The sequence below is a fragment of the Trichormus sp. NMC-1 genome (genome assembly GCF_001858025.1).
Lineage (GTDB): Bacteria > Cyanobacteriota > Cyanobacteriia > Cyanobacteriales > Nostocaceae > Anabaena.
This window is the reverse complement of the sequence record NZ_LZQD01000009.1, coordinates 1-22,141: the sequence shown is the minus strand read 5'-3', so window position 1 is coordinate 22,141 and position 22,141 is coordinate 1. Positions and strand designations below refer to the sequence as shown.

18 protein-coding genes are annotated in these 22,141 nt (G+C 40.8%); 4 read left to right on the top strand and 14 right to left on the bottom strand.

Annotated features, from left to right (window positions below; genetic code table 11):
- Positions 1–2 precede the first annotated feature (2 nt).
- The 6 genes from A9Y75_RS22045 to psaK form a co-directional block, all read right to left on the bottom strand.
- Positions 3–989, bottom strand: a complete 987-nt coding sequence (locus A9Y75_RS22045; RefSeq protein ID WP_071191684.1) for a glycosyltransferase — start codon at positions 987–989, stop codon at positions 3–5.
- Between the two features lie 5 nt (positions 990–994).
- Complete coding sequence (gene hpsE / locus A9Y75_RS22040) at positions 995–1,966, bottom strand: hormogonium polysaccharide biosynthesis glycosyltransferase HpsE (RefSeq protein WP_071191683.1); 972 nt, start codon at positions 1,964–1,966, stop codon at positions 995–997.
- A 10-nt stretch (positions 1,967–1,976) separates the two neighbouring features.
- Positions 1,977–2,606, bottom strand: coding sequence for a methyltransferase domain-containing protein (locus A9Y75_RS22035; protein ID WP_071191682.1), 630 nt, complete (start codon positions 2,604–2,606; stop codon positions 1,977–1,979).
- A gap of 75 nt (positions 2,607–2,681) precedes the next feature.
- On the bottom strand, positions 2,682–5,357 hold the full coding sequence (gene clpB / locus A9Y75_RS22030; RefSeq protein WP_071191681.1) for an ATP-dependent chaperone ClpB: 2,676 nt from the start codon (positions 5,355–5,357) through the stop codon (positions 2,682–2,684).
- A 224-nt stretch (positions 5,358–5,581) separates the two neighbouring features.
- Positions 5,582–6,016, bottom strand: a complete 435-nt coding sequence (gloA, locus tag A9Y75_RS22025) for a lactoylglutathione lyase (protein WP_071191680.1) — start codon at positions 6,014–6,016, stop codon at positions 5,582–5,584.
- Between the two features lie 280 nt (positions 6,017–6,296).
- A complete protein-coding gene (gene psaK / locus A9Y75_RS22020) occupies positions 6,297–6,551 on the bottom strand; it encodes a photosystem I reaction center subunit PsaK (protein ID WP_071191679.1) in 255 nt (84 codons plus the stop codon).
- 136 nt (positions 6,552–6,687) lie between these two features.
- Here psaK and A9Y75_RS22015 point away from each other — a divergent pair, with 136 nt between their 5' ends.
- On the top strand, positions 6,688–7,317 hold the full coding sequence (locus tag A9Y75_RS22015) for a phosphoribosylanthranilate isomerase (protein WP_071191678.1): 630 nt from the start codon (positions 6,688–6,690) through the stop codon (positions 7,315–7,317).
- Positions 7,318–7,521: 204 nt separating this feature from the next.
- Here A9Y75_RS22015 and folE read toward each other — a convergent pair whose 3' ends face one another.
- The 5 genes from folE to A9Y75_RS21990 all read right to left on the bottom strand — a co-directional run bounded on the left by folE (position 7,522) and on the right by A9Y75_RS21990 (position 12,514).
- A complete protein-coding gene (gene folE, locus A9Y75_RS22010; protein WP_071191677.1) occupies positions 7,522–8,229 on the bottom strand; it encodes a GTP cyclohydrolase I FolE in 708 nt (235 codons plus the stop codon).
- Positions 8,230–8,407: 178 nt separating this feature from the next.
- The gene (locus tag A9Y75_RS22005; RefSeq protein ID WP_071191676.1) at positions 8,408–9,133 is read right to left on the bottom strand and encodes an SDR family oxidoreductase; all 726 of its coding nucleotides are present in this window, start codon (positions 9,131–9,133) and stop codon (positions 8,408–8,410) included.
- A 347-nt stretch (positions 9,134–9,480) separates the two neighbouring features.
- Positions 9,481–10,461 carry an acetyl-CoA carboxylase carboxyltransferase subunit alpha gene (locus A9Y75_RS22000; RefSeq protein ID WP_071191675.1) on the bottom strand — a complete coding sequence of 327 codons (981 nt, stop codon included), beginning with the start codon at positions 10,459–10,461 and terminating at the stop codon, positions 9,481–9,483.
- A gap of 101 nt (positions 10,462–10,562) precedes the next feature.
- Positions 10,563–11,582 carry a long-chain acyl-[acyl-carrier-protein] reductase gene (locus A9Y75_RS21995; RefSeq protein ID WP_071191674.1) on the bottom strand — a complete coding sequence of 340 codons (1,020 nt, stop codon included), beginning with the start codon at positions 11,580–11,582 and terminating at the stop codon, positions 10,563–10,565.
- Positions 11,583–11,815: 233 nt separating this feature from the next.
- The gene (locus A9Y75_RS21990; RefSeq protein ID WP_071191673.1) at positions 11,816–12,514 is read right to left on the bottom strand and encodes an aldehyde oxygenase (deformylating); all 699 of its coding nucleotides are present in this window, start codon (positions 12,512–12,514) and stop codon (positions 11,816–11,818) included.
- Between the two features lie 281 nt (positions 12,515–12,795).
- Here A9Y75_RS21990 and A9Y75_RS21985 point away from each other — a divergent pair, with 281 nt between their 5' ends.
- A complete protein-coding gene (locus A9Y75_RS21985) occupies positions 12,796–13,623 on the top strand; it encodes a carbohydrate ABC transporter permease (RefSeq protein WP_071191672.1) in 828 nt (275 codons plus the stop codon).
- Positions 13,624–14,148: 525 nt separating this feature from the next.
- On the opposite strand, the gene A9Y75_RS21980 is transcribed toward A9Y75_RS21985, so the two are convergent.
- Positions 14,149–14,364, bottom strand: coding sequence for a hypothetical protein (locus A9Y75_RS21980; RefSeq protein ID WP_071191671.1), 216 nt, complete (start codon positions 14,362–14,364; stop codon positions 14,149–14,151).
- Positions 14,365–15,005: 641 nt separating this feature from the next.
- Here A9Y75_RS21980 and A9Y75_RS21975 point away from each other — a divergent pair.
- Positions 15,006–15,272 (top strand): transporter suffix domain-containing protein, encoded by a 267-nt coding sequence (locus A9Y75_RS21975; RefSeq protein ID WP_071191670.1) that lies wholly within the window; start codon positions 15,006–15,008, stop codon positions 15,270–15,272.
- A 25-nt stretch (positions 15,273–15,297) separates the two neighbouring features.
- Here the strand turns inward: A9Y75_RS21975 and A9Y75_RS21970 are convergent, their stop codons facing one another.
- Positions 15,298–19,536 carry a CheR family methyltransferase gene (locus A9Y75_RS21970; RefSeq protein ID WP_071191669.1) on the bottom strand — a complete coding sequence of 1,413 codons (4,239 nt, stop codon included), beginning with the start codon at positions 19,534–19,536 and terminating at the stop codon, positions 15,298–15,300.
- Between the two features lie 918 nt (positions 19,537–20,454).
- Here A9Y75_RS21970 and A9Y75_RS21965 point away from each other — a divergent pair.
- Complete coding sequence (locus A9Y75_RS21965; protein ID WP_071191668.1) at positions 20,455–20,748, top strand: 4a-hydroxytetrahydrobiopterin dehydratase; 294 nt, start codon at positions 20,455–20,457, stop codon at positions 20,746–20,748.
- A 211-nt stretch (positions 20,749–20,959) separates the two neighbouring features.
- Here A9Y75_RS21965 and A9Y75_RS21960 read toward each other — a convergent pair whose 3' ends face one another.
- On the bottom strand, positions 20,960–21,991 hold the full coding sequence (locus A9Y75_RS21960; RefSeq protein ID WP_177176267.1) for a hypothetical protein: 1,032 nt from the start codon (positions 21,989–21,991) through the stop codon (positions 20,960–20,962).
- Between the last annotated feature and the right edge of the window lie 150 nt (positions 21,992–22,141).

Genomic DNA, 22,141 nt, shown 5'->3' with positions numbered 1-22,141 from the left:
TTCTATGCGTCAATTTTTGTATAACCAAAGAATGTACTCATATTAAATAATGACGGAAATTTATTTATTAGTTTTGTCGCTAATGGAGAAGGTAATAACACCATGATTAAAAATTTGACGCAAGCTTTATAGATGATTCGCTTCTGTAGAAGTCTAGGATCTCTTTTAATTGTTTGCCACAAAATTCTCATTATTAGTAAGTTATTTTGTTTTCCGGGAGCTACGTCTAGTGTTTTATAACAGAGATACTTATAAAGATTAGCTATTGATTGTGGCTGAATATGCTGTAAGGTTGCAGCTTTTTTATCTTGGAAAGCACTGTGAATAACTTGTAATTGTGCTATTTCCATACCCACAATATTAGATGACACAGAATTAGGAAGAATGCGATATAAAATTTGAACTTTTGGTACGCAGACAAAATCGGTTATTGCAGCTAAACGCATCCATGCATCACGATCTTGAGCATTTGTTAGAGATTCATTAAAGCCATCTACTTTAGCTAAAACATTTTGACGAATCATCACATTAGATCCACTGGCAATAAAATCATTTAACAACAGTTTTGCATAAACATCACCTTGCCAAGTAATATGACTACATGGTCGCAAAAACTTACCTTGTTCATCAATAGCATCAGTCCAACTGTACACAACACCAGCTTGAGGATTTTCTTTAAGTGCTTTATATTGTGCTTCCAGTTTATCTGGTGTCCAAATATCATCAGCATCTAAAAAAGAAATTAATTCTCCAGCAGCATGAGTTAAACCCCGATTTCGATTAACTGAACCATTAGCTTTTGGATAGTTATATATTTTGATTCTTTCATCTTGGATACTAGAAACTATCTCTAATGTTCCGTCACTAGAATCTGAATTTATAACAATCACTTCAAAGTGAGAATATGTTTGTTGTAAAACAGATTCTATAGTTTCTTTAATTGTTTTTGCTCCATTATAGACAGGTATAATTACAGAAATTAGTTCCATAATAATTACGTGATGAATTTTTGGAAAAATCTTCTAATTTTTAAAGTTTCTAAATAAAAAGGACTAATCATAGTTGCTCTTAGTCGCTCTAGTTCACAAGCAGTAAGAATGTCGCTATTTATCAATTTATAGCAACGAATATAATATAATATAAATTTACGTAAATCATTAATGAGATAAGCAAAAAATGCAAAAGGTTTTTGCCAGGTTGGTAATATTAGCATTCGTAAATGATGACGAGCTAAACCAACAGATTGCATGAGAGAAATTAAATAATTTCGTTCTAACCGTGATGCTGGGATAATATGCTCTATTTGCATGGTTGGATTATACCAAATTTCCCAACCAACTTTTTGGATATAACATAAAGCTTCAGCATCTTCACTACCGAGCATTGATGAACCAACTCTACCAACCAAAAAAGGTTGTTTGGGAACGTTATCTTGCCATGCTTGACGACGAACGACTAACCCCGCAGTTGGCGGAAATCCCTGTTTTCGGGGTTCAAATAAATGAGGTTTTTCACCTCTTTCGGTAATGGCTAGATAGAATATGATTGGTTTAATATTTTCTGGAGGATTCACTTCAAACTTACCACTGATTCTACTAGCTATTGCTCCAGCATGAGGATTATTTACAGCAAATTTATAAGCCTCTATAATCCAATTAGGTGCAGGTAAATTATCATCATCTAAGAAACAGATAATTTCACTTTGTGCTTCTTGAATAGCTTTAGCTCTAGCGAAGGCTGCACCTTGTTGAATTTCCAATAAATACTTTAACAAATATGGATGATTCCAGTTAGTTTGGTAATTTTGAACTAACTGTGCTGTGCCATCTTTACTGTTATTATCAACAACTAAAATTTCCCATTTCAGGTTTTCTACTCCCTGTTGTTTCTGTAAATGCTCTATAACTTTGGGTAAACGGCTTTCACCATTAAAGGTCGGTATGGCAACAGTCAAGTCAAGTGACATGATTAAAAACTCAGTTTTTTTGTAATATTAAAAAATAATGGTATGGATTGCTGGGGTCGATAAATTCGTGTTTTACAGTTAGCCCAGCTTTGGTAACGGAACTTAAAAACCGCTGTTTGGGATATCCTTTCAGTCCCACTTCCCAATAGTGTTGTTTACATAGTGGCTGTCTACTCCAGAACTTGGGTATATTGATAAATAAGTGCCTCGCTCTATCTGTAAAAGAAAATTTTACCTGTAGTGCTAGATATTCAGTATTATAGGGGATAGAGATCAACAAGTATTTTTTTGTTGCTACTGCCAGTTTTTGCAATGCCAGTTCTGATTGTTCATAGGGAAGATGTTCTAGAACCTGAAACAGGATAATTACATCATATTTGTCTTGTGGCAGTATAAAGTCTTGTGTAAGATCCAACATCATGTCTGGGTTGAGATGAGGATCAACGTCAGCTGTGGTGACGTTATAGTCATTCCTCTTGAGAATATCTGTGAACAGAGAATTAAAAATTCCGATTTCCAGGACGTTTTTTACTTGCTTACCGAGTGAAAATAATAGACGCAACTGGTTGTGGTAACTAATAAATCTATATTTGGAAAAATATTCTGAATTTTTAAGATTTAAAGAGGTGATTAATTCCATAGTGACTATTTGCCTCAATTAACAAACTTTTTCCACTCATAGTGAGCCATGTATCGCCCACTATATGGCTATAATTTACACTTCTGATGATACTCCCAACAACTTTACAGTAGAAGGAACGGCTACAGGTTGTTTTTTACTAAAAGTCAAACCATTTTTACCCATATCAATGATGATGGTGTCACCAGAGATAAAAGTATTCTCCAGTAACTTAGTAGCAAGAGGATTTTCTACTTCTCGCTGAATTGACCGTTTTAGGGGACGTGCGCCGTATACTGGGTCATAACCAGCTTCTACTAAGTGGTCACAAGCGGCTTGGGAAATTTCAAAAAATATTTTCTGTTCTCGTAGCAGATTTTCCACCCGTTTGAGTTGTATGCGGATAATATGCCGCATTTCGGAACGGTTGAGGGTATGGAAGAGAATAATGTCATCAACGCGGTTGAGAAATTCAGGGCGGAAGTGACTTCGCAAACCATCCATCACCTTGTTACGCATAATATCATACTTGGAATCATCACCAGCTACATCGAGAATATGTTCACTGCCGATATTACTAGTCATGACTATGACAGTATTACGGAAATCTACTGCCCGTCCTTGGGAATCAGTAACTCTACCATCATCTAAGACTTGTAACAAAATATTAAATACATCGGGATGGGCTTTTTCTACTTCATCAAGAAGCACCACTGAGTAAGGATGCCGGCGAATTGCTTCAGAAAGTTGTCCACCTTCTTCATAACCGATGTATCCTGGAGGCGCACCAACTAGGCGAGAAACCGAGTGTTTCTCCATGTACTCGGACATATCCAACCGCACCAAAGCATCCTCGGAATCAAAGAGAAACTGAGCTAATGCACGGGCGAGTTCGGTTTTACCTACGCCAGTTGGTCCCATAAACAAAAAAGAACCAATAGGTCGAGAGGGGTCTTTCATCCCTGCACGGGCGCGACGAATAGCCGCAGAGACGGCGGAAACTGCTTCTTCTTGTCCGATTACCCTTTCGTGTAAATGAAGTTCTAATTTGAGTAATTTTTGTCGTTCTGATTCCAAAAGACGATTGACGGGGATTCCTGTCCATTTGGCGACAATTTCGGCAATGTCTGCTTCGGTGACTTGTTCGCGCAACAGAGTAGAACCTTGGCTTTGAATTTCTAACAGTTTTGCTTCTTTAATTTCGCGATCGCGCTGCACTCCCTCTAATTTGCCATACTTAAGTTGAGCAGCTTTATTCAAATCATAATCCCGTTCGGCTTGTTCAATTTGCACCCGCAGAGCATCTTCTTCTTTCTTTAAAACACTAATAGCTTCTAATAACTGCTTTTCACCCTGCCATTGCTCATTAAATGTTTGTTGTTTTACAGTTAAAGTGGCAATTTCTTCCTCAATGCGCGCTAAACGCTCTCTAGTTTGGGCAATTCCTTTCTCTTCTCCTGATAATGACAGCTTTTCCATTTCTAGCTGCATCAAACGTCTGTCAATGGTTTCCAATTCCGCAGGTTTGGAGGTAATCTCCATTTTTAACTTCGCTGCGGCTTCATCAACTAAATCAATGGCTTTATCGGGTAAAAACCGATCAGCAATGTAACGCGCTGATAAAGTTGCGGCTGCTACTAAAGCCGAGTCGGATATTTTTACATTATGATGCACTTCATAACGTTCTTTTAAACCCCGCAGAATAGAAATAGTATTTTCTACGCTTGGTTGGTCTACATATACTTGTTGAAAACGACGTTCTAAAGCAGCATCTTTTTCAATGTATTTGCGATATTCATCTAAAGTTGTCGCACCAATACAACGCAACTCACCTCGCGCCAACATGGGTTTCAGCAAGTTTCCTGCATCCATAGCCCCTTGCTGATTGGAACCAGTACCAACTACAGTATGAAGTTCGTCAATAAAGAGAACTATTTGCCCATTAGATTCAATAACTTCACGGAGAACATTTTTTAAACGGTCTTCAAACTCACCTCGGTATTTTGCCCCAGCAATTAAACTTCCGATATCTAAAGATATCAATTGACGATTCTTCAAAGATTCGGGAACGTCGCCGTTGACCATTCTTTGAGCTAAAGCTTCTGCGATCGCCGTTTTACCAACTCCCGGCTCACCAATTAACACAGGGTTATTTTTACTACGACGAGATAAAACCTGAATTACCCGGCGAATTTCATCATCTCGGCCAATCACAGGATCTAATTTTCCAGCTTTTGCCTGTTCTGTCAAATCTCGTCCAAACCGTTTTAAAGCTTCATAAGGTGCATCCGTAGATTCTGCTTCTCCCACCTTTTGAGTCACTTTTTGGGTAACGCGAACAGTTTTGACAGCAATTTCTAACTTAGCTATATCTACATTTAAGCCTTTAAAAATTCGCCTACCAATGCGATCGTCTTCCGCAAAAGCAAGGAGTATATGCCCTTCAGCAATTTCCTCATTTCTCATTCTGACGCGAATTTCTTCAGCACGGTCAAGTAGCAAATCTAAGTTGCGCCCTAAGTAAAGCTGATCACTTTTACCGACTTTCGGCTGGCGTTGGGTATAAGCTTCTAATTGCTGTTGTAAGCGGACAGGATCAACTTCAGCACGAGCGAGAATATTGGTAGCTAAACTAGTAGATTCTTCTAAAAGCGCAATAATTAAATGTTCAACTTCTAATTGCTGTTGTTGATAAGCACGGACTATATCCTGAGATTTAGTAATGGCTTCCCAGGCTGTATCAGTAAATTTATTAGGATCTGTAGGCTGCATCTTGAGAATTTTAGATTTGTGATTTTAGATTTGTGATTTTAGATTTGTGATTTAATTTAGGATTTGGTGATTGCTATAACAACCAGAAAAATATACTTCATAATTCATACATTTTCGATTATTTCCGGTTAGAGTCTTTAATTATATACTCAAATAACTTTGCTAATAATTTCCCCACCATCAAGATTGAGGATGGGGATATCTCGAAAATTTTGACCTGAAATTTACTTACTAACAAGCTGTTCAGGTGATTCTTGTTTGGCGGATGAGCTTTGGCTGCTCAGTTGAATTAGTTCAATTTTATACCCATCTGGATCTTCAATAAAAGCAATTACTGTAGCACCGTGTTTCATTGGGCCTGGTTCCCGGACAACTTTACCACCACGATTTTTAATCTCCTCACAGGTGCTGTAAATATCATCCACGCCCAGGGCAATATGACCGTAAGCTGTCCCCAATTCGTACTTTTCTACTCCCCAATTATAGGTTAGTTCAATTACGGCTTGTTCACTTTCCTCACCGTAGCCGACAAAAGCCAGGGTAAACTCTCCACCTGGATAATCTTTGCGGCGCAGTAATTTCATTCCTAGAAGTTCGCAGTAAAATTTTAAGGACTCTTCTAGGTTGCCCACTCGTAACATTGTATGTAGTAATCGCATATTGACCTTTTGTTTAGTTCTTACTTATATTTTATTCCTCATCAAGGATTTCCACAGAAACCGCGTCTAACTCTACTTGAGGGCTGATACGGAGATGGGGAGATGGGGAGAAATAATTACCTTCAGCATAGCTGCCGTTTGTATAGGGTTCCGCAAGAAGCGCTATTTAGAACTTTACCGTTTAAAAATCTAAAATTAAGCAAGACGGGACGATAGGTAATTTGATTCTGACCTACCGCCCCATTTTTACTCTTTTTAGGAAGAGAGTATCAACTAGAACTTATAAACGACCAATATTCGTCAGTCCCAAAACAATACCAATACCAATTACATGACCAAAAGCCATTGCACCAATGAAGGTGGGAATACTAACGGGGAGTAAGGGCATCTGTGGTCCAACTTTGGGATATTTAATCGCAAAACTTAGTAAAAGTACTACTAAGCTGCTGGCACTAATAATGATACCTACGGTAGGACTCCATACGGGTGTTGCGGGAACGGATGCTGCAGCGGCTAGTAAGATAGATGATATCAAGGTGTATTCTCCTAAATGAAAAATGAATGTAAGCCTACAAAATTATAAAATTACACAGGACAAAGCAAAAGTTTTTGACCTAGCTTAGGCTCATTTTGTGATTATTTGTGATTATTTTTAATTCTTCAGGCTTACAATGCGGGTTAAAATTTGCGGCATTACTCAACCACAGCAGTCTATAGCGATAGCGTCCCTTGGTGCAACAGCACTAGGGTTTATTTGCGTGCCTACTTCACCACGCTACGTCACCATAGAGCAAATCCAGGCAGCAGTGGCTCAACTCCCTAGCAAGATTGATAGAATTGGTGTTTTCGCCAACACCAGCATTACTGAAATTAGCCAAACAGTGATGAAATCAGGTTTGACAGGTGTCCAGTTACACGGAGATGAATTACCAGAATTTTGCTATCAATTGCGTCAATCTCTGCCCCAAATAGAAATAATTAAAGCGATGAGAGTTCGTAATCTAGAGCATCTGCAAACGGCGGCTAACTATACCAAATTTGTAGATACTTTACTACTTGATGCCTATCATCCTCAACAGCTAGGGGGTACAGGTAAAACCTTAAATTGGCAGATGCTACAGGAATTCAGTCCTTCTTGTCCTTGGTTTTTGGCTGGAGGACTGACACCGGATAATATTCTAGACGCTTTAAGTCAGGTAAAACCCAATGGTATTGATTTATCAAGTGGTGTAGAACGTTCACCCGGTGATAAAGATTTAGACAAAGTAGCCCTATTGTTTCAAAGGCTAGGTAGTGGGTAATAGGTGATAGGAAGCAGGAAGCAGGGGGCAGGGGGCAGGGACAAGAGGACAAGAGGACACGGAGACACGGAGACACGGGGACGCGGAGATATGGGAAAAGAAGACACGGGGATAGGGGGGAAGAGTTGACTGTCAGAAGACAATCTCTCTTTGTCACCGCGTCCTCTTCTTTCCCATCTCCCCATCTCCCCATCTCCCTGTTTTCTAGAAAAATGATGCTTGGTGGCGAATCAAGTTGAAGAATTCTTCACGGGTTTTATGCTCTTCTTGGAATACACCCACCATAGAACTGGTGACTGTCCAAGAACCGGGTTTCTGCACACCCCTCATCACCATGCACATATGGCTGGCTTCCATGACAACGGCCACACCCTTCGGTTCGAGAATTGTCTGAACTGCTTCAGCGATTTGTCGGGTTAGTCTCTCCTGTACTTGCAAGCGACGGGAATACATCTCTACAATCCGCGCTAGTTTACTCAATCCCACAACTTTTTGATTAGGGATATAAGCAACGTGCGCTCTGCCCATAAATGGCAGCATATGATGTTCACACAGACTGAAGAAGTTAATATCTCTAACTAGCACCATCTCATCATGTCCTTCGTCAAAGATGGCTCCATTGACGAGCTTTTCTAGAGATTGGTTGTAGCCACTGGTGAGAAACTGCATCGCCTCCGCTACGCGCTTGGGTGTTTTTAGGAGTCCTTCGCGTTCTGGATCTTCGCCAACGCCTACTAGTATTGCCCGCACCGCTTCCATCATGTGTTCCGTATGTTCTTCTGTAGGCGGATGCAAGTCTGGTTGCCGCCCATCATGAGTATTACGGTCAGGTCTGGTATCGATGGCTTCTGCCAAGTCAGGAATTAAAGGAGATGTGGAGCGATTGGAACCGTTGGAACTAGCGATAGTCATGATTGAATTTTGGTAAATTTGGTAATTGATAATTTGGTCATTGGTGAGTCAGCGCGGTCTTGGGGAGCCACTGCGGTCTTGGGGTCTCCCCAAATGGAGCAAGTGGCGTGGTTTCCCCCATGAGTGACTGACGAACCCGAAGGGTAATTGGTCATGAAAAAAATGACTCGATTACCAGTTAAAGAACACCAGCATTTGACATTAGAGTTAATTCTTCAATCACTGCTTGCTGTGGAAGTAAGACCGTGTGGAGAATTGTCTGAGCTACAATTTCTGGGGTTAACATTTTTGAACGGTCAAAGTTAACATGAACTGTTTCTGTGTCCCAAATTTCAGTATTAACAGAACCTGGACAAATAGCAGTTACACGAATGCCGTGAACCCGTTCTTCTTGAGCTAGAGTTTGAGAAAGAACTAGTAAGCCAGCTTTGCTAACGCAGTAGGCTCCCCAACCAGCAAAGGCTTGTTTGGCAGCTATGGAAGCGACATTGATAATTGTGCCTGTACCCCGTTGCCGCATTTCGGGCAAAATTCCCATCATGCATTGAAAGGCGCTGGTGAGATTTAAGTTAATCACCTGCTGCCAGTCTTCTAGGGGGGTATCGCTCAAATTGGCGGTGTATCCCATCCCAGCATTGTTTACCAGAATATCTATGTTGCCAAATTCAAGAGCGATCGCTTGGATTTTTGCTTGTACTTGGGAAACGCAAGCTAAATCCAGAGTGAAGGCTTTTGCTTCTACACCGATTTCTGTAGCTGTTTTCGCCACAGCCGCCAATTTATGCTCAGAACGGCTAACCAAGGCGACATCTATTCCTGCCTTTGCAAAGGCCAAAGCTGTGGCTTTGCCTATTCCGCTGCTGGCTCCGGTAATCAGAGCGCGTCGTTTTTGCTCAAAACTCATTTTATCTCCCCATTTTTTGGCAGTGCTGTGAGCCACCAGCCACCCATAAGTTAAATAAATCTAAAAATCCGATTATTGTTTTCTGACAAGTGCTATAATGCATTGCCATTATGGGTATATTTCCTACCATTAGTTTTTCCAGTCAGGAGAACAAGTATCTGTCTGGAAAATTTGGTCGTCAACTCAAGGCCGATTACTGAATACTACGCAAACTAACCCATTAAATGGAATTAATTTGCTTAACACACAAATGCCTACAGCTGATCAGATTGTTAAAAATCTTTAAGCAGCCCTAGGCAATTATAGCACTCCTGTAGTGCCATTCGATTTTGGCTATGATTTTTTAGTTAGTGAGCGAGTTCGGTAAAGACACCAATTTTGCGGAATTTCTCATAGCGGAGTTGGCGGCGTTCTGGGGCGGTTAAACGATTAAGTTCGTCCAAGTTGTCCAACAAGGCTTGCTTGAGAGTTGTAGCTGCACTCAGGGGGTCAGAATGAGCGCCACCGATGGGTTCAGACAATATTTGGTCAATTATTCCCAAGTTTTTCAAGTCGTGGGAGATAATTTTTAATGCCACAGCGGCTTGAGGGGCTTTGCTGGCATCTTTCCACAAAATAGCGGCACAGGCTTCTGGGGTAGCCACGGTGTAAACAGAGTGTTCAAACATCAATAAGCGATCGCCCACTCCAATACCCAAAGCCCCACCGGAACCGCCTTCACCTATGACTGTACAAAGGATTGGCACATCAAAACAGAACATTTGCCGGAGGTTGTAAGCGATCGCTTCTCCCTGTCCTTGATGTTCGGCTTCTATACCCGCCCAAGCCCCTGGTGTGTCAATAAAGGTCACAATCGGCATACTAAACTTGTTGGCGTGTTCCATTAACCGCAAGGCTTTACGGTAGCCACCAGGTGCAGCCATGCCAAAATTGCGGGCGACGTTATCTTTGGTATCCCGGCCTTTTTGATGTCCTAACATCACCACAGGTTGTCCACCCAAACGACCAACACCACCAACTAAAGCTGGATCATCACCTCCACAGCGATCGCCATGTAACTCCATCCATTCATCACTGATGGCCTGAATATAATCTAGAGTACTGGGACGGCGAGGATGTCGAGCTACTTGCAGTCGCTGAGATGGGGTGAGACTGCTAAAAATTTCCTCACGCAATTGCATAGCCCTTGTTTCCAGTTGGCGAATTTGACCAGAAACGTCAACGCCATTTTCTTCTGCAAGTTTCCGAATTTGGTCAATCCGTGTAGCCAATTCTGCTAACGGCTTTTCAAAATCCAACAGTAGCGGTTTGCGCTCAGTAATTGCCATAGTTAGGGAATAGGGATTAGGGAATAGGGATTAGGGAATAGGGAACAGATATTCAGTCACTCATTCCCAATGACCAATGACCAATGACTAATGACCAATGACTAAACTAATAATGGTCTAAAACCGTGTTTAATCGATACTTGACCAATTTGCTCCATTTTGTCTACGGTAATCTGATTACGACCCCAAGAAAAGTTTGTGTATAACTTCTCAAATTCCAGCAGCATTGATTCCGCAAAACAAGCAAACAACTGGCGTGCTGGTACATCCATATTGACAATTTTCATAATTTTCCAGTCAATATCTAGGGAATGCTCAACAATTCCACCATTTAACACATACACACCAGGATGCTGAATTTTTGTCCCTAAGTTTTTAGGATAGCCTCCATCAATCAGTAAACAGGGTTGTTTCAAAACTGTGGGGTCAATTTCTACGCCTTTGGGCATACTGGCGACCCAAACGACAATATCTGCTTGGGGTAGTGCTTCCTGTAGACCCATAATTTTACCTCGTCCCAGTTCACCTTGCAATTCTTGGAGACGTTCTTGGTTACGAGCTATCAGCAGTAGTTCTTGGACATCTGTCTTTTTATCTAGCCAGCGTGTAACTGCACTACCAATATCCCCAGTCGCACCACACACAGCCACAGTCGCTTTCGACAGTTCTATTCCTAGTTGTTTGGAGGCTTCTTCTACTTGCCGACAGATAATGTAGGCTGTATGGGTATTGCCTGTGGTGAAGCGTTCAAACTCTAATTTGACGTTACGGACTTGGCTAAACTGCTCTAAATTAAAGTTCTCAAAAATAATTGAGGAAAATCCACCTAAAGCCGTAATATCAATGCCATGCTTCTGAGCATGAGCCATAGCATTCAGAATTTTGCGTGTTGCTGCTTTAATGCGGCGATTGGCCAGCATTTCCGGCAAAAAGCAAGATTCTACATACCGTCCTTCAATTTTTTGCCCAGTGATGCTGGTGACTGTGATGTGATCAACAATTTGCGGTGGAGCGCTACACCAAAAATCTAGCCCTTGATCGGCATATTCTGGGTATCCCAATTCTTGAGCTACGGATTGAGCGTGTTCTAAACTAGTCAGATGTCCAATTAGACCAAACATGTAGTGATATATTAGGCGTGTGCTGTCAAAGGTGGGAAATTAGCGGGTAAGAGATAATACCTAACTCTTTAAAATACTATACAAAGTGTCCAAAAAATTCGTAATTCGTAATTCGTAATTCGTAATTTGTAATTCGTAATTACACTCCCGGTTTTAGGCATTTAGTTGGGAAGATAGATGCTACCTTAATTTTTCCCTCAGGGGTAACAGGTTAGTCACCCCTATAGAGATATTTAGACAGGTAGGAGTCCGTAAGCTGAGAGACGCATAATATCACGAGTTGTGAAGCCGATGTGACTTAATGCTTCACCGTATTGAATCATGAAATCTTCTACTAAGGCTTCTTTTTCCATTGCCAGGACTTGGGCATCATCTGCTACTTGGTTGAGCATTTTCCAGACAAGGGGCAGGTTTTGGCGATTGGCTGTTTCTAATTCAGCTTTGGATTCTGCAAAGTGTTTTTGCAGCCAAACTTCACCAAAGTTGAGATGGCTGTATTCTTCTTTAACTACACCTTCTGTGATTTTACGGGCAAAATCATCAGCAACAGGAATGTAGATGTTGTATGCAGCGATCGCAAAACATTCGATAATTAAAGCTTGAATCAGCAAGCAAGTAACAACTTTCCCTTCTGCGGCTGCGGTTTGAAAATTTTGGTGCAGTCCTAAGAAAAACTTCTGAGCAAATTGCATATCTGGTGTGACTTGCAAGTTGCGTCCACAAGCCTCAAATCCTTTTTTGTGGCGGCTTTCCATCTTCGATAAGCGAATCAGTTCTTCTTTACTGTCTGGCAGTAGTTTAGTCAGTTCGATGTAATTATCATGGGCTTCTTGTTCCCCTTCAATCACAATTGCATTAATACGGCTATATGCGTCTTTGTATTTTTCACTCTGGAAATCAATTTTTTCAATTTGCTTAACAAGCTGCTGCATGGTATGTTTACTCCGGAACACTGAATCATTTGATACGAAAATTTAATCAACCATAGTAATTTAAGGTAATTATCACTGTGGTTTAATTTAACTTAACAAGAAATTATAGCTATTAGATTAGTTTTTACTGGGGGTGATGCATTAGTCCTAGGAGGGAGGAGGCAAGAACCTGGATAGAAAAAAGCTTGTAACATAGGCTTTTGCGTAGTTTATGACTATAAAGTTATTTCTGCAATGCTGTACTTTTCTTAAAAAAATCAATGTGTTGAAAGCCATAACTCATGTCCAACCCAAACTGGAATCTGAAAACCGGGAATTTTTTGAGCCTCATAGTTTTACTGCTGGGTGCATTGATCGTTTTACTACCTTTGATTGTAGTCTTTCTCACTTCCTTTGCTGCTATAGGTACGACTCCTGGAGTTTTGGGACAAAATAACTGGACTTTAGCGAATTACCGCGAAGCTTGGGAAAGAGGGAAGTTTTTACTAGCATTTGCTAATTCTACCTTGGTAGCGATCGCAGTTACGGCTTTTCAAATTATCACATCTGCTTTGGCCGGTTATGCCCTCGCTAGGCTGAAATTTTGGGGTAGACAAGCGCTGCTATTAGTGGTATTGGCAACGTTGGTGATTCCCTTTCAGTTATTGGTGATTCCCATCTTTTTAGTTTTGAAGTGGGGACACATGATCAATACCTACTGGGCTTTGATTTTACCCTCTGCCGTAAACGGCTTTGGAATTTTTCTGTTACGTCAATATTTCCAGACAATTCCCATAGAATTGGAAGAAGCAGCAGCCATTGATGGAGCGAACCGACTGCAAATTTTGTGGCGCATCATGTTACCTTTAGCACGTCCGGCTTTAGTTACGCTGTTTTTGTTCACCTTTATTGGGGAATGGAACGATTTATTTAAGCCTTTGGTGTTTACGACACGCCCGGAATTAAGAACGGTGCAATTGGCGTTGGCAGAATTTCAAGAACAGTTTACCAATAATTGGCCATTGATGATGGCAGCAGTGACAATTACGACTGTACCAGTGATGGTGTTATTTCTGATTGGTCAAAGGCAGTTTATTCGCGGTATTGCGACAACGGGGATTAAGAATTAGTCAGAATCAGGATATCCAGGATTTTAGGATTTACAGGATGTAGGTTTCTGTTTTTTTCATGTCAAGACTTGACAAGACGCAACAAATAAATTACTATTATGTTATGAGTAGAAATCTGTACGCGCATATATATAGTAAAAATTTCAAGTAAAGGTGAGCGAGAAAGACAACGCGCAGAAAGATTAGCAGAACAATTACGCGCTCTTGGTGTTGAACCTGATTTTGGTGATGATGAATAGAAGCAACGAGCCAGGAAAGATAATTGCAATTCAAGAAACGGAACGCCAATTCTCAATTTGCAAATTGGGTACTCTTTGAAATTCTCTCACATTAGATGTAACAACAATGTGATTATGAGTTATTGCTGTTGCTGCGATAAGTAGGTTAACAGAAAAATTTAAAGGTATGTGAAGAAAAGTAAAATCGCCCAAAGCTCTCTTCCTGTTCCCTGTTAAGAGTTCCCTGTTCCCTTGCCCCAACGACAATTTTTAACGCCCACCTACTTATCAAGTAGATATCCCATGATTAAAATTCTACTTCCTTTGGTGGTAATAGCTCATCTCGATATGACTCAAAAATGATACTTTCTTCTGTTCCTTGATATTGCAGAATTATTTCTGGCCAAGTGGTGGGTTTTGTCGCCAAGAAAGTCACAAATACTGGACTTTCACTAATTCCCTCTGGTGTTTCAGCCAGTTCAACTTGTCCATTTTTATAAATTCCTTCAATGGTTTGTAACATATAGTATTGCCTCCATACAAAATTTGACTAATTCCTTCAAGTAGTGCAAACTTCTTGTTTTTCCTAGTTTCCGTTTTCGACATTAATTTGATTATACAGATATAAAAAACCAAATACAAGAACCGAAAAAATTTACTTTAAGTTCTAAACTTAAGAGCAGTTTGATCACGTATTTGACGATTTATTTTTGCTCTATGTTTAAGGATGAATTTTACCATCAGGCATGATTGCTGCTCGAAGTTTTGCGCCTGACAAGTTGGCTCCTTATAAATCACATTTAACACAATTTTTTGTCTTCAATAGCTGCTGAATATGTGCAGGATTTGCAGCATATACAGGAGCGGTAACTAAACTAAAAATAGTTGTAATAATAGCCAAATAAATCTTGTACATCCACTGATTCCCCTTCTCTAAGTTGTCTGAAATTACAGGTAAATAGCGTATTCAATATCACTTACTCAATTGTAACTCTATCATTTCAATACTCAGAGATTTTATGCAAATGAAATAAATAATACTTTGCGCTCTTTCCTTTGCGCCTCTGCGTCTCTGCGTGAAACAAAAAATCCACAATGTAAGGTAAACCACTCCAGACAAACAGATAAAAACACTAAACTCAGATTCTGTTACCAACAGAAATTATGCAAAAGCTGGGTTTGATTTTAATTATTGTCTCATTTTCTCCCTGGCTGGCGATCGCTATCATTGTGCCATTTCTACCTATTACCGTAGCTCAGAAAGCCTTATTAGTACCAGCATTATTGGTTATTGCGGAAATTATATTTTGGTTAGGTGTGCTATTGGTAGGTAAAGAAGTTGCCCAAAGGTATAAACGTTATTTGAGTTTTCGTTATCTAAAGATACTGCTAAAAAAATTCAGGCGCAGAAGAAACAAAAGAGCAAAATAGACTCTTTCCCCCTGCACACTGCCCCCTACTCCCTACTCCCTCCATTTGTACCTCTTCCAGCTAGATTCGCCACCATGATTACCAGTTGAGATAAGTCAATGGGTTTAGCCATGTGCATTTGGAAACCTGCCAAATAAGCTTCTTGGCATTCCTCATCACGAACATATCCCGTCAACGCTGCTGCGGGAATTTTTCCTCCGGCTTCAGGACTAAGCGATCGCACTTGCCGGATTAAACTATAGCCATCCTGGTTCATCATCCCAATATCAGATAGCAGCACATCATATCTGCCAGGGTTACTTGTGAGTATTGAGAGCGCGTCTTGAGCAGATTTAGCCGTCGTTACCTCACCTCCATACCCTTTAAGCATTGTCATCAGTAATTCACGTATATCTGCCTCATCATCCACAACAAGTATATGCAAACCCTCCAGTGACGGCAGATCATCAGTCGTTGATTCTAGACCTTCTGTCAAAGCTCTCACCCCTGAATCACTCGGCAACCAGTTCTCCTTGATAGTGGAAGAAAGCGGTAACCTCACGATTATGGTTGATCCTAGCCCCTCACCTGGACTTTCTGCATAAACCGTACCACCATGAAGTTCGACCAAATAACGGACAATCGATAGTCCCAACCCAATTCCGTTATAGGCGCGGGTTTTGCTGCTATCAGCCTGCCGGAAGCGCTCAAAAACATAAGGGAGAAAATCATTAGCTATACCAATACCCGTGTCACTAACTCGAATCTCGGCTTGGGAATCAACACGTTCCAGAGTGACTTCAACACGTCCCCCCTCAGGGGTAAATTTAACAGCATTAGAAAGCAAATTCCAGAGTATCTGTTGCAAGCGGTCTAAATCACCCAGTACTTTTCCAATTGCAGGTTGCAACCGGGCTACAACCTGAATGTTTTTAGCCTCTGCGGACAACCGCACAACTTTAAGGGCTGAACCAATTACAGAATCGAGATCAATTAGGCTATTGTTCAGACGGAGTTTACCAGTCGTAATGCGGGAAATATCTAAGAGATCCTCAATTAGTTGGCTTTGCGCCCTAGCGCAGCGCTCGATGACTTCAAGTCCCTGAGAGATTTTATCAGCCCCAAGACTTTGGGTGCGGAGTAACCGAGACCACCCCAACATGGCATTAAGTGGGTTGCGGAGTTCATGGGAGAGAATAGATAAAAACTCATCTTTGGTGCGGTTAGATTCCTCTGCTTGCAAGCGGGCTGACTGCTCCTGAGCCAATAACTGAGCGCGTTCTGCCGCGAACTGCTTCTGCTGCGTGATATCCTGAATTGCCAACAGAATCATCGGTTCATTGTCTTGTTGAATAATTTTACAACCATTGAGCAGCATAATTCTGTACCCAATTTTCTCAAAGACTCTCTCTACCTCAAAGTCGTGAAGCCGAGTATTTTTGAGGAAAATTTCTTCTAAGAGCGTGATCAGATTGGGAATGTTCCACTGACCATTTCCTAGCTCAAATATTAGTTGCTGCTCTGTTTGTGCTGAGGAAATTTGGAACGTTTGATAAAAAGCGTGATTGGCTGTCACAACTCGTAAACTAGAATCAATCACCACTAAAGGTTGTGGTACAGTTTCCACAATGGCTTCAGCATAATTACGGGACTCTTCTAGCTGCTGGGCGCTGCGCTTGATGGCATCAATATCCATCAATACCATCACCACGCCATCAATTTGATTACTTGTAGTCCTGTAAGGTCGAATTCGCAGATTATACCAATGCCCTTGCTGGTCTTGCACTTCTAGTTCTTTGACATTCAGGGTGTCAATCACTTCTAATAGCAATGACTCCAAATTAGCAACATTGATTGTGGAACGAATATCACTAAATGGTCGCCCCACATCTGTAGGAATCAAATTGAGGAGTTGCTGTGCTGTGGGAGTGAAGCGGCGAATCCGTAAATCATTTGCCAATATTAAAATGGGAATATTGACACTACTGAGCAAATTCAACAGATCGTTGTTGACATGGTGTAATTCCAGATTCCGAATTTGCAGTTCGTCGTTGGTTGTTTTCAGTTCTTCGTTAGTTGCTTGAACTTCTTCTTTTGCTGTTTGCAACTCTTCATTAGTGCTTTGTAGTTCTTCGTTACTTGACAGAATTTCTTCATTTGCCACTTTCAAGTCTTGAGTTGTGGCTTCCTGCTCCTGAATCATCGATTCTAAATACTCTTGAGTCAGAGCAAGTTCCTGTTTAGCAGCTACCAGTTCCTGTTTCAATCGAACTATTTCCGAAACTATGCCTCCCTGTTCTTGATTTTCAGGTGTTATGGCAGTTTGCTCTGCTAATGAAGGTACATCTTCAAATAAGACCAGAAAGTAGCGAATTTCTACTGCTAAGGGAGTTTTGACCGGAATCACCTCAACATTCACTTTCCTGGGCGGTTCACTCCCCTCTATCTGTAATTTTTCCTTTCTTACGGAAACATCCAGCCTTTTGGACTGATGAATTGCGGTTCGCAATTCTTCCAGCAAGCCCTTTCGAGCCATTTTCAGCAAATTGAAACTGGGCTGACCTGGAGCAGGTCTTAAATAAAGACTGGTATCTCCGCGAAATTGGAGAATGTCCATATTGTCGCTGATTAAAACACCAACTGGCGCATAACGATTTAAGACAAGTTGGTCAGCTTCTTTGTGTAAATCATCAATATCCCAAGGCTTCTCACTCATTTTTTTGTCAAGGTTTACTCTCGCTACGGGATAGTTGCCCCTGGAAAAGTTAAAATTCAGGTTAGTAGGTACTAATTTCTTAGAATAAATCTTGTTTCTTCTATCTACTAAGGCAAATAAGTCTGAAAATTCTCCCGCACTCTCTGAATTACCTAACATCAAAAACCCTGTGGGCTTGAGACTGTAATGGAAAATCGTCATCAACTGCTTTTGTAGACCGGAGTCTAAATAAATCAGCAAATTCCGACAAGTAATCAGATCTAGATTAGAAAATGGTGGATCACTGATCAAGTTTTGTCTAGCAAAGATACACTGTTCACGAAGTGATTTGTTGATTTGATATCCACCCTCCACTTCCACAAAAAAGCGTCTGAGCCGTTCTGGTGAAACATCAGTTATTTCGTTCTGCTTATAAATACCTGACCTGGCTTTTTCGATTCCTATTTCATTAATATCTGTCGCAAAAATTTGGATAGCAGGTTTGGAGATGACATCTTCCAAAAACTCTAATAAGCAAATGGCAATGGAGTAAACTTCCTGACCAGTAGCACATCCTGTCACCCAGATCCGAATTGGCGACTGTACTGACTTACCTTTAACAATACTCGGAAATACTCTCTCCTTTAAGGCTTGGTAAGCATTACTGTCACGGAAAAAACTGGTGACATTGATGAGTATCTCGTGGTATAAAGCCTGTACTTCAGCCGGATGGTTTTGGAGATACTCGACGTAATCTTCCAGCCGTTCCAGATTGTACAGCAACATCCGTCGAGCAAGTCGCCGTTTTAAGGTAGTTTGCTTGTAGCGGCTAAAGTCAACTCCGCTAGCATTTTGCAGTAAAGTAAAGATTGTGGGTATAGTTTCCGGACTTTCTATAAGTGGCTCGACTGTTGGTGAAAGAACCGACCGGGTAAAATTGGGATGAAGAGCAATTTTTGCCAGTTCTTTGGCAATTTCTTGTGGTGACAAAATGAAGTCAACATGACCTGTGGCAATGGCAATGCTGGGCATTTCCCGAAATTGAGCCGATGTTTCAGACTGAGCAAAGGTAATACCTCCAGCGGCTTTAATTGCCTGTGTTCCTATTGTGCCGTCTGCATCACTTCCAGATAGGACAACACTCATTGCTTTGTTTCCCTGCTCTGCTGCCAATGAATTTAAGAAGGCATCACCTGGTCTGTATCTCCCTTCAACTTTTTCACGGGGTACGAGTTGTAACATCCCTTGCTCTAGGGTCATTTTCGTATTCGGGGGAATAATATAGACTTGGTTCGGTTCTATGGCTATACCAGAGTACGCTTCGTGGACAGGCATCTGAGTTGTTTTCGCTAGAATCTCAGTCAGTAGGCTCTGATGATTGGGGTCTAAGTGCTGAATCAGTACAAATGCCATTCCCGTATCAATTGGTAATTGCTCTAGCAGCTGGGTGAATGCTTCTAATCCCCCCGCAGACGCTATAACCCCTACAATTGGAAATATTTGATGGCTTTGAGTCTGCTGTTTTTCTTCCCCGACTTCAACATCTGTGGTATTGGACTGAGTTGGTTCAGAAGACTGTTGATCGTTCATATAAAATTAGTTGTTCCTATCATTAACTCGTCAAACAATTTTAGATTTTAGATTTTAGATTTTAGATTTTAGATTGACCTCAGTTGTCAATTTAGTGGCTCTGAATAAATAATTTTAGATTTGGGATTTTAGGTTTGTTTTCGTGTTTAAATTTCGGTGCTTGTCTATGTTGTCGGAGCGTGTCGTAGACAGACGCTGGGTGTAGCTTCCGTCCCCAAAGAAATATAGGCTTTTTTATAGCAGTTACCAGGGTAATTAGGAGAACTATTATTTCCGCCTGATACAGACAAAATTTTAAAAAGCTCACTGTGGTGTTCTAGAGCGTAGCTATTAGCTAACTACTGACGTGCATAAATTTAAAATTCGGTTAATTATTTCTTGAACTACTACTAGTACTGCATTGCGGAAATAAGCCTACCATTCAAAATCTCTGAAAACATGACGCTGTATTCTTTTTTAACTTTTAATTTTTAATTTTTAATTCCGCCCTGTGGTACTGGTGGATATATTATGAAAATTTAGTACAAATTAGTAGCAATAGGTAGCGCTTTGATCAACAAAGCTAAATACCTGTTAAGCCTATTTTAGTTGATATTTTCACCTAACAGCTTACACTACCATAAATTGAGTTAAATACATATCTAGCAACAGGCAGATAAATATGCTTAATTTTAAGTATTGGTAATCGAGAAAATTCTTACTCATCTCTGAGTGCATCTATGTCTATTGATGAACCCCAGTCACGATAACTTGTTAGTATACAGGTGAAATATAGCGTTTCCCACTAAGTGGGATATACAAAATTACCCCTCCACAACCCTCCCCTTACCAAGGGGAGGATGCGCGACAGCGCGGGTGGGGTGTATTTCATGACCTGGGGAATTGCTATATCTACATTAATCAGGAGTACAGTCACTAATGGCAGGACATAAACTTAGTGAAGTAGAACTACAACAAGCTTTGAGTAGTTTACCTGGATGGCAAATTAAAGAAGGTAAGTTGTATAAAGAATACAAATTTAACTCTTTCCCAATTGCGTTAGGTTGGATGGTTAGCGTTGGTGTTCACGCGGAAACAATGGGACATCACCCTGAATGGTTTAATGTTTACAACACCGTTCGGGTGAATCTTGTTACCCACGACATCGGTAATGCTATCAGTAATTTAGATGTGGAATTGGCGAAGAAAATGGAAGAAATCTATAATTCGTAATTCGTAAACAAGGGAACAGGGAACTCTTAACAGGGAACAGGAATTAATTATGATCCTCTTCTTCCTAGTTCCCAATGACTAATGACTAATGACTAATGACTAATGACTAATGACTAATGACTAATGACTAATGACTAATGACTAATGACTAATGACTAATGACTAATGACTAATGACTAATGACTAATGACTAATGACTAATGACTAATGACTAATTTGTCTCTTGAATCTGTAACCTAATCGTGTGTTGTGTTGCGCCACTGAGTTGCAGTTCCATGATTTCGCCACCAAGGGGTTCTACGCAAGTGAGGAGCGATCGCAGATTTGGTGTACTCGCTCCCGTGTCCACATACAATCTATCGGCTAAATTACTGATTTTCTTCCAAGTCATATATAACTTAGCAATGCTTTGTTCCATCTGCGATGCTTGATTTACCAAGTCAGCAGCGATACTTAAACAGCCGATTCTTTGCGCTTCTTCTAAGGCTGTTTCAATATCCACATTTTCCTCTGTCAACGCCTGAACTTGGGCTGCTGATTTGAGATATTTTCCTAATTGACGTGCTTCTGTGGTTGCTTGCTTGAGAGTATCAACATCAGGATTAGCAGCTATATCCCTTTGTAATGCCTTTTGGTGTGATTCGGGCAGTTTCTCCATTTCTTTGACCAAAGGGGCAATATAGCGCGGTGGCAGGCTGTTATCTGCGGCTTTTTCTCTAACTTCTTCAGGTAATAAATCTGAAGACATAGCTGTCCATTCGTCGGTGAGTTGACGGACTTCTCTGCGGGTGATGCGATCGCCTTTTTGGGCGGCTTCACTCACCATCTGTTGCACTTCTGGAGAGGCTTTGGCGGTTTCGACAAAAGCACGTTTACTAAAGTTATTGACACTACCTGGGTCAAGTTTGCCATCTTCAATCAATGTATCAGCACTATTTGCGAGTTGAATCCAACTATAAGCTTGAGTTTTACTAATTTCCCGTTCTTTAAGCCATTTGAGAAAACCAGCACCGCGTCCGTCTCCGTTTTTCTTCTCTCTGTCACGGACAGAACGCAAAATGCGACCTCGCCAAATTTCTGTTTGTAAATCAAAGCGATCGCATACTTGCCAAGCTACATCTAGCTGCTGTAAAAAATCTGACTCCAGAATTTGTTCATCTTCTGGATCTGGTAGTTCAAAATCTAAGTCTACTGGCTGTTGCAGTGCAGCAGCAAGGTCATTCATAGAGTCGGTATCTTGCACGATGGATAGCTCTTTTGTGTATGCGATTAGCCGATTGCGACAAACAATAAGCAGTTAAGTATTATAGTTGATAAATTTAAAATTACGTGAATTAGACAATTCCAGATTTTTACTTGACGACAGCAGATTGCAGATCAATGAGGTACAGAA

What these genes read in the sequence shown, in the direction of transcription:
- A9Y75_RS21965 (WP_071191668.1), top strand. Translation starts at nt 20,455, where the DNA reads ATGGCAGGACATAAACTTAGTGAAGTAGAACTACAACAAGCTTTGAGT.
- folE (WP_071191677.1), bottom strand. Translation starts at nt 8,229, where the DNA reads ATGACTATCGCTAGTTCCAACGGTTCCAATCGCTCCACATCTCCTTTA.
- A9Y75_RS21985 (WP_071191672.1), top strand. Translation starts at nt 12,796, where the DNA reads ATGTCCAACCCAAACTGGAATCTGAAAACCGGGAATTTTTTGAGCCTC.
- A9Y75_RS22000 (WP_071191675.1), bottom strand. Translation starts at nt 10,461, where the DNA reads ATGGCAATTACTGAGCGCAAACCGCTACTGTTGGATTTTGAAAAGCCG.
- A9Y75_RS21995 (WP_071191674.1), bottom strand. Translation starts at nt 11,582, where the DNA reads ATGTTTGGTCTAATTGGACATCTGACTAGTTTAGAACACGCTCAATCC.
- A9Y75_RS21980 (WP_071191671.1), bottom strand. Translation starts at nt 14,364, where the DNA reads ATGTTACAAACCATTGAAGGAATTTATAAAAATGGACAAGTTGAACTG.
- clpB (WP_071191681.1), bottom strand. Translation starts at nt 5,357, where the DNA reads ATGCAGCCTACAGATCCTAATAAATTTACTGATACAGCCTGGGAAGCC.
- A9Y75_RS21990 (WP_071191673.1), bottom strand. Translation starts at nt 12,514, where the DNA reads ATGCAGCAGCTTGTTAAGCAAATTGAAAAAATTGATTTCCAGAGTGAA.
- A9Y75_RS21970 (WP_071191669.1), bottom strand. Translation starts at nt 19,536, where the DNA reads ATGAACGATCAACAGTCTTCTGAACCAACTCAGTCCAATACCACAGAT.
- A9Y75_RS22035 (WP_071191682.1), bottom strand. Translation starts at nt 2,606, where the DNA reads ATGGAATTAATCACCTCTTTAAATCTTAAAAATTCAGAATATTTTTCC.
- A9Y75_RS21975 (WP_071191670.1), top strand. Translation starts at nt 15,006, where the DNA reads ATGCAAAAGCTGGGTTTGATTTTAATTATTGTCTCATTTTCTCCCTGG.
- hpsE (WP_071191683.1), bottom strand. Translation starts at nt 1,966, where the DNA reads ATGTCACTTGACTTGACTGTTGCCATACCGACCTTTAATGGTGAAAGC.
- A9Y75_RS22015 (WP_071191678.1), top strand. Translation starts at nt 6,688, where the DNA reads ATGCGGGTTAAAATTTGCGGCATTACTCAACCACAGCAGTCTATAGCG.
- A9Y75_RS22045 (WP_071191684.1), bottom strand. Translation starts at nt 989, where the DNA reads ATGGAACTAATTTCTGTAATTATACCTGTCTATAATGGAGCAAAAACA.
- gloA (WP_071191680.1), bottom strand. Translation starts at nt 6,016, where the DNA reads ATGCGATTACTACATACAATGTTACGAGTGGGCAACCTAGAAGAGTCC.
- A9Y75_RS22005 (WP_071191676.1), bottom strand. Translation starts at nt 9,133, where the DNA reads ATGAGTTTTGAGCAAAAACGACGCGCTCTGATTACCGGAGCCAGCAGC.